Below are 6,540 nucleotides of genomic sequence, written 5' to 3'. Positions count from 1 at the left end.
CTGGGCGGGGCTCAGTGCCGTGCCGGGGCCGGCGCGGCGCTGGGCACGGCCATCTTTCCGGGCGTCGGCACCGTCGTGGGCGGCCTCATCGGCGGCATCGGCGGTGCGCTGGCGGGCGACGCCGCCGGCCGCGGCGTCTTCGATACAGTGCGCAGCTGGTTCTGACCCGAGGCGGGCCGCCGGTGGCCCGGACGCGCATGTTCGACTGGCTCACGCGCCGCCGCGAACCCCGGCCGGGCGACACGCTCGCCACAAGGCTGCGCGCCTACCCGCCCTACGAGGCGCCGCACGCCGGCCCCGGCACGGCACTGAGCCCCGCCCAGGCGGCGGAAAACCTCGCTTACTTCGAACAGGTCCTGCCGCAGCGGCTGCAGCAGGTCTCGGCGCTGCTGCACGAGGTCGCCGGCATCGACACCCGGGCGGCGCTGGCCGACCCGTCGGCACACGCCGCCGCGCTCGCCGACGAGCTGCAGCGCTGGGCGCTCGCCCAGTGGCCCGCGCTGCCGGCCGAGGGTGGCCTCGCGCGCTGGCTGGACAGCCGCCGCAGCGGCGACGACATCGTCTTCTCGATGCTGCTGGACCTGGCGATCCTGCTCGGCGAACTGATCCGCCGCGGCAACCCGGACTGGCGCTGGGGCCTGGACCGGGACGCGAAGAACCTCGCCGACGGCATGCCCAGCGCACGCCGCATCGTGCTGCTGGCCGACCCGGTGGGCACGCACACGACGCCTTTCGTGCTCGACGTCGAAGACCTCGTCGTGCACCGCTTCCAGCACGCCGACGACCCGGCGCAGCGCCTGCTGAACCCGCTGCGCCGTCTGGTCGAGGAAGGGCTGCGCGGCGACGCGATGGCCTATTGGCACGACACCGCGCGCTGAGCGGTCTCAGCGTGCGGCCGGCTGGAAGCCCGTGCCGGTCCAGGCCCAGCGGCGCCCGTCGGCGCAGGCGATCGTGCGCCCGCGCCGCGGCAGCGTGCAGTCGTCGTCCTCGCGCCAGGCGGGCAGCAGCGTCGCCGTGACCTCGCTCCAGGAATCGCCATCGCGGCGCAGGAAACGCGTGCGCTGCGCCTCGGGCCAGCGCTGCTGCACGGCGACGACGGCGCCGCCTTCGGCGTGGCGGAACAGCGCCGCGACGTAGCCCGGTCGGCCGCCGTCGCCACGCAGCGCGAGGTAGCCGTTGGCGGCGTCGTACACCTCGTACAGCGGGTGGCCGGGCTGCAGCCGCTGCAATCGCTCCAGCCGCGTCAGGTCGACGACCTCGACCGGCAGCGAGGCGAAAGCCGCCGCCAGCTCGCCTGTCACCTTCGGCAGCAGCCGTTCGTAGGCCGGCGCCAGACGGCGGCGCGCCTCGGCGGCGTCGGCCACGCCGTCGAGCAGCGCTTGCAGCTCGGGCACGGCGCGCACGCCGTCGCCGTCGCGGCGCAGCACACGCGCCGTGTCGTGGCGTTCGCCACCCGCCGGCGCGGCGCGTGTGTAGCGCTCAAGCAGCACCAGGTCGCGTGCGCCCGCAGGGCCGGCGGCAAAGGCGGCGCGCAGCTCGATGTCGAAGAAGGCGTCGGCCGGTTCCGGGTCACGCAGGCGCAGCAGCCGCCAGTGCGCCGCGTCGCCCGGGCGCGGCATCAGATACCAGACGGCGACGCCGCCGGCCGGCTCTGCCGTGCGCAGCGCCAGCAGCCAGCCGCGTTCGTGGGCGCCGAAGGGCAGCAGCAGCGGGCCGTGCAGCAACTGCGCGCCGGCGGGCAGCAGCGTGCGCAGCGCCGCCTCGTCGACCGCGGCCGCGGCCGCGGCCGGCACCTCGTAGGGCGGGTCGTAAGGCGCGGCCGCCGCGGCGCCAGCCGCCATCGCGAGCAACGCGCCGCACAGAAGATGCAGCAGCTTCATGGGCCGACGATAGCGCCGGCCGCCGCCGCGGCCAGCATCCGGTTGCAACGGCGCCAGAAGGCGCGAGGGCACCCTCTCAGTTCGAAAAACGCGTCCAGGCTTCGGCCATGCGCGTGTCGTACTGGTTGGCGGCGTAGCCCTCGCCGTTGTAGCGCCGCGCGAAGCCGGCCCAGTCGTGCTCGCGCAGCGCCTGGTGCATGGCAGGGTCGGCCTGGATGAAGCTGACGAAGGCGTCGAGCTGGCGGCCTTCGCCCTGCTGCATCGCCTGCACGAAGCTCTCGACGTCGGTGTAGCCGGCGGCCTGGTGGTTGAAGCCCATGATCTGGAAGCGCCCCCAGGAGGCCGACTCCAGCGCCGCGGTGCGGTCCAGCGCGATGGCCTGCTCCAGCCGCGGGTACTCGCCGGCGCCGCCGACGTAGAGGCTGCGGTTCCAGCGGGCGCTGGAGATGTCGGGGTGGCTGGTGTTGTATTCGCCACCGGTGCGGCGGCCGAAGACGTGGGCCTCGAACAGGATCTTGGGGCGGCCGTCGGCCAGGAAACCGCTGCCCGGCGCCTCGACCTGCGCGACGGCGCGGATCGCGGCGACGTCGACGCCCAGCGTCGTGGCGGCACGCTGCCAGTCGGCGTCGCTCAGCGTGCGCTGCGGCGTCGCCGCGGGAGCGGCCGGTGCCGCGGCCGCCGGCGCCTCGCCACCCAGCCGCTGGGTGTCGACGAGCACGGTGCGCACGCTGTTCTGCGTGCCCAGCGCGTCGAACAGCCGCGCGTGTTCGGCCGGCGGCAGCGTCAGGCAGCCCGCCGACCCTGTGTTGCTATCGCCGCCGACGTGGATGTGCATGCCGTAGCCGCCGCGCGCCGTGCGCACGCCTTCGTCGAAGCGGCCGTCGTGGTTGGTGTCGCGTTCGGTGACCTGGTCGTTGCCGGCCATCAGCGCCGTGGCGCCGATGAAGCTGCCACGCGTGTGGCTGTAGGTGCCTTCGACGAGCCGGCCCTGGTCGCCGCGGCCGTCGCCGTTGAAGTCGCCGCCGACCGCGCGGCGCGCATACGGGCCTCCGGGCTCGTACTGGCCCGAGGGCTCGGTGTTGGCACGCAGCTCGACGGCGTGGTGCGTGCCGTCGGCGCCCTGCCAGAGCACGACCATGCGGTCGTCGTAGACGCCGCGGCCCTGGGCGGCGCGGGTGTCGGTGTCCTGGCGCAGCGCGAGGATGACTCGGCGGCCGTCGGCCAGGTCCTGGCGCGCGGCGGCGTCGCCGAAACGTTCGACCTGAGCGGCGTAGAGCGCATAGCGCCCGGCCTCGTCCAGCGCGGTGGTGTCGGGCAGGCGGCCGGCGGCGAGCGCCGGCGCGGCAGGCGCCGCAGGCGCCGCAGGCGTGGCCGGTGCCGCGGGCGTCGTCGCTGGCGCGGCACTGCCCGGCAGGCGCAGCACGTCGCCGGGGAAGATCCGGTTCGGGTTGGCTAGGCCGTTGGCGCGCACGATCGCGGCTACGCTGCTGCCGTGGCGCGACGCTATCGACGCCAGCGTGTCGCCCGGCTTCACCGTGACGCTGCGCTCGGCGGCCGGCAGCGCCAGCCACTCGCCGGGGTGGATCACGTCGGGGTTGCGCAGCTGCGGGTTGGCGTCGATCAGCGCCTGCAGGCCGACGCCGTGGCGCTGCGCGATCGTCGCCAGCGTGTCGCCGCGCTGCACCCTCACGCCGGCCTCGGCGGCAACGGCGGCGGGCTGGCCGCGGGCAACGGCGAGGCTGGACGGGCTGAGGTTCACGGCGCGCTCCTGCGGATCAGACCCGGCGATGCTCATGCTGCCACCCCGACGGCGCCAGTGCGGATCGCTCCCGGGCCGGACGCCGCGGCCGTGCTGCAGACGTTTACCGCCGCCCCGGGATCGACCCCAGGGGTGGCAGCGGCACGCCGCTGCCTAGACTGCCGCGTGTTCATCGCCCTGCCCCCGCCGCTGCTGCAGACGCCCCGGCTGCGCCTGCGCCGCTTCGTTGCCACCGACGTGCCGGCGCTGGTCGCGATGCACCGCGAGCCGCGTGTGCGCGCCCTGCTCGTAGACGACCAGCCGCTGGACGACGCCGCGGTGGCGGCCGAGTTCGTGCAGCGGCTGCAGCTCTGGTACCGGACACATCCGGGCCTGGGCCTGTGGCATGCCGAGCGTGCGACCCCGCCCGACCCCGCGGCCCTGGCCGAGGCGCGTGCCGCCGTCGCCGCCGGCGAACTCGAGGCCGCGGCGCTGGACTGGCTTGCACGCCCGGCCTGGCGCTTCTGCGGCTGGTTCAACCTGATGCCGATGAGCGGCGAGCCCGAGCACATCGAACTCGGCTGCCGGTTGCTGCCCGATGCCTGGGGCGGCGGCCTGGCGCTGGAAGGCGGCGAGGCGCTGCTGGCACAAGCCTTCGACACGCTGGCGCGCGACGAGGTGCGAGCCGTCTGCCACCCGCAGCACCGTTCGGTGGACGTGGTGCTGCGCACGCTGGGCTTCAGCGCGCTCGGCCTCGCGCCCTACGACGGCCGGCCCGCGGCCCACTACCGCCTGGACCGTGCCGCCTGGCAGGCGGCGCAAGGCCAGGCGCTGCGACAGCGCCGCCGGGCGGCAGTCGAGGCGCTGCGCAGGCACAGCCGCAGCGACCGGGGTCGCGGCGAAGCTGCCGCCTCCGCGGCCCATGCTTGAAGCGCACGCGCCGATGACGAGCACGCCCCCCTGCCAGCCGACTCCGAGCAGCGTGACGAACCGCGACGACGCCGGCACGCCGCCGGCATCCGGCATCCAGCGCCGGGACTTCGACGCCGCGGTGCAGCGCGCGGCGCGCCGCCGCCCGCGTGACAGCGAAACACCGCCCGAGCCGCCGGCAGCGCCCGCGCAAGCCCGCGCGCCGGCCGAACCTGGCGAGACGCTCAGCGCCGCCAGCCTGCTGCACGGCCTGGCGCCGCCGGCCTTCACTGGCGTCGACAGCACGCCAGCGGCACGCGGCGAGGTCGCACGCGCCGAACTCGCCGCATCGCTGACGGGTCTGCTCGCCCCGGCCGACAGCGGCGGCCTGCAGCACTGGCAGTTCAGCTTCGGCCCGGCCGCGGGGCCGCTGGCCGGCGTGGCGCTGACGCTGCCGTCCCTGCCCGGCCAGCCGTTGCAGCTGCAGCTGCGCCTGCCAGCGCACAGCCGCGAACGCGCGACGCTCGCCGCCGGCCTCGAAGCCCTGCGCGAACGCCTGGCCGCGCGCGGCGCCGAGCACGCCGACATCAGCCTGCACGACGACGAGGCCACCTGAGAAGGTGTGAAAGAACCCGCCATGCCCGCGTCGATCCGCCCAGCGACCCCGAACGCGCGACGGCGCGGCGACGTCTCGGGGCTGGTCGCAGCGCGCCCGGCACCGCCTCGGGGCCGCTCGTCGGCTCGCCCCTGCGGGACGGGGCACATCCGGGCGCCGGGCGGCGTTGCGCCGCTTGCCGGTACATCGAGTACCGGCCGCGCGACGCGCCTTGCCCGACACCCGGCTGCACCCCGTCGCGGGCACGCCGGGTTCTTTCACACCTTCTGAGCCCATCCAAGCGATGACCACCTCCGCCTCCGCCGAAGCCGGCCAACGCCTGGCCGCCGAACTGCCCGAACTGCTGGAGCGCCTGCTCGGCCGGCTGCTCGAAGCCGGCGCGGCCGCCGAGACGCAGCCGCCGCTGCGCGTGGCACGCAGTGCACGCTCGGCCGGCGCGGCCGCGCTGGCCGCGGGCCACGGCGGCGGCAGCGCCGCACGCGGCCCGGCGCTGGCGCTGTACACACGCTGCCTGCAGCACTACCGCCAGGCGGTGCAGGCGCGGCTGCTGCCCGGCGTGCGCGACGACGACGCCGGCCTCGCGGCGGCCTACTTCACGCTGGCCAACTTCGCCGCGCTCGACGGCGCCGCGCCGGATGCGCAGCGGCTGGACGGAGTCGAGCGCCAGTTCCGCCTGCTGCTGGGCTCCTCCAGCGCCTGGACCGGCTGCACGCTGGCCGAGCGCCAGTGTTTCGTCGAGCAGCTGGCGGCGATCGGCGTGCTCGTCAACGAGTCGCGGCTGACGGCGGCGACGCAGGGCGAGGCCGCGCAGGCGCATCTGCGCCAGGCGGCGCGTGCCTACCTGCAGCAGCTGCTGGGGCTGGCGCCGGAACGCCTGCGCCTGGACGCACAAGGGCTCGCGCTGGCCGCGGCCGAAGCCTGAGCGCGCCGATGTCGCTGCAGGTCCTGCCCACCGGTCTGCCCGGCCTCGCCGCCTGGAGCGCTGCGGCCGGCGCCACCGGCCCGGCTGCGCCGGCTGCGGGTGCTGCAGCCCACGCGCCCGCGCCCGGCATGGCACTGCCGGCAGCCGAGGTGCAGGCCGCCCAGCGCTCGACACCCGCACAGCCGGCCGCGGCCGCGCCGCCGGCCTGGGCGACGAGCGAACACGCCGAACTCAGCCAGCCGATGCCGCTGGCGCCGGCATCGTCGGCGGCGCCGGCACACGAAGCCGCCGCCGCTCCACTGACGCCCGCCTGGGTAGGCAGCCTGCAGACACCGGCCGCCTTCACGCCGGGCTGGCTGCCGGCACCTCGCCCTGAGCGTGAACCCCGGCGCCGCCGGCCTGAGGCCGAGCCCTGGGCCGAAGACGAAGAGCCTTTGCCGGACACCCGGCCGGCGCAGGCCGTGCCGGCGCCGCG

General features: G+C 76.1%; 6 protein-coding genes and 1 pseudogene. 5 read left to right on the top strand and 2 right to left on the bottom strand.

Annotated elements, in window-relative coordinates; translation table 11 throughout:
* Positions 1-182 precede the first annotated feature (182 nt).
* The gene (locus tag CKO43_RS24555) at positions 183-878 is read left to right on the top strand and encodes a hypothetical protein (RefSeq protein WP_346728407.1); all 696 of its coding nucleotides are present in this window, start codon (positions 183-185) and stop codon (positions 876-878) included.
* 6 nt (positions 879-884) lie between these two features.
* On the opposite strand, the gene CKO43_RS24550 is transcribed toward CKO43_RS24555, so the two are convergent.
* Both CKO43_RS24550 and CKO43_RS24545 read right to left on the bottom strand, forming a co-directional pair.
* A complete protein-coding gene (locus CKO43_RS24550; protein WP_242481369.1) occupies positions 885-1,880 on the bottom strand; it encodes a hypothetical protein in 996 nt (331 codons plus the stop codon).
* A 76-nt stretch (positions 1,881-1,956) separates the two neighbouring features.
* Entirely contained in the window at positions 1,957-3,639 is a 1,683-nt protein-coding gene (locus CKO43_RS24545) for an N-acetylmuramidase domain-containing protein (RefSeq protein WP_200380308.1), read from the bottom strand.
* A 165-nt stretch (positions 3,640-3,804) separates the two neighbouring features.
* Between CKO43_RS24545 and CKO43_RS24540 the strand changes: the two genes are divergently transcribed.
* The 4 genes and pseudogenes from CKO43_RS24540 to CKO43_RS24525 form a co-directional block, all read left to right on the top strand.
* Positions 3,805-4,548: a GNAT family N-acetyltransferase gene (locus tag CKO43_RS24540; protein WP_200380307.1), complete on the top strand. Its 744-nt coding sequence runs from the start codon at positions 3,805-3,807 to the stop codon at positions 4,546-4,548.
* Between the two features lie 13 nt (positions 4,549-4,561).
* Positions 4,562-5,143: a hypothetical protein gene (locus CKO43_RS24535; RefSeq protein WP_200380306.1), complete on the top strand. Its 582-nt coding sequence runs from the start codon at positions 4,562-4,564 to the stop codon at positions 5,141-5,143.
* A gap of 283 nt (positions 5,144-5,426) precedes the next feature.
* On the top strand, positions 5,427-6,065 hold the full coding sequence (locus CKO43_RS24530) for a DUF6683 family protein (protein WP_200380305.1): 639 nt from the start codon (positions 5,427-5,429) through the stop codon (positions 6,063-6,065).
* Positions 6,066-6,073: 8 nt separating this feature from the next.
* Positions 6,074-6,540 (top strand): annotated as a pseudogene (locus tag CKO43_RS24525) (hypothetical protein); the annotation flags it as partial.

The organism is Rubrivivax gelatinosus, assembly GCF_016583785.1.
GTDB lineage: Bacteria > Pseudomonadota > Gammaproteobacteria > Burkholderiales > Burkholderiaceae_C > Rubrivivax > Rubrivivax gelatinosus_B.
Note: the sequence above shows the minus strand (reverse complement) of the source record. Positions and strands in the feature narration are given on the sequence as shown.

What these genes read in the sequence shown, in the direction of transcription:
- CKO43_RS24530 (WP_200380305.1), top strand. Translation starts at nt 5,427, where the DNA reads ATGACCACCTCCGCCTCCGCCGAAGCCGGCCAACGCCTGGCCGCCGAA.
- CKO43_RS24550 (WP_242481369.1), bottom strand. Translation starts at nt 1,880, where the DNA reads ATGAAGCTGCTGCATCTTCTGTGCGGCGCGTTGCTCGCGATGGCGGCT.
- CKO43_RS24535 (WP_200380306.1), top strand. Translation starts at nt 4,562, where the DNA reads ATGACGAGCACGCCCCCCTGCCAGCCGACTCCGAGCAGCGTGACGAAC.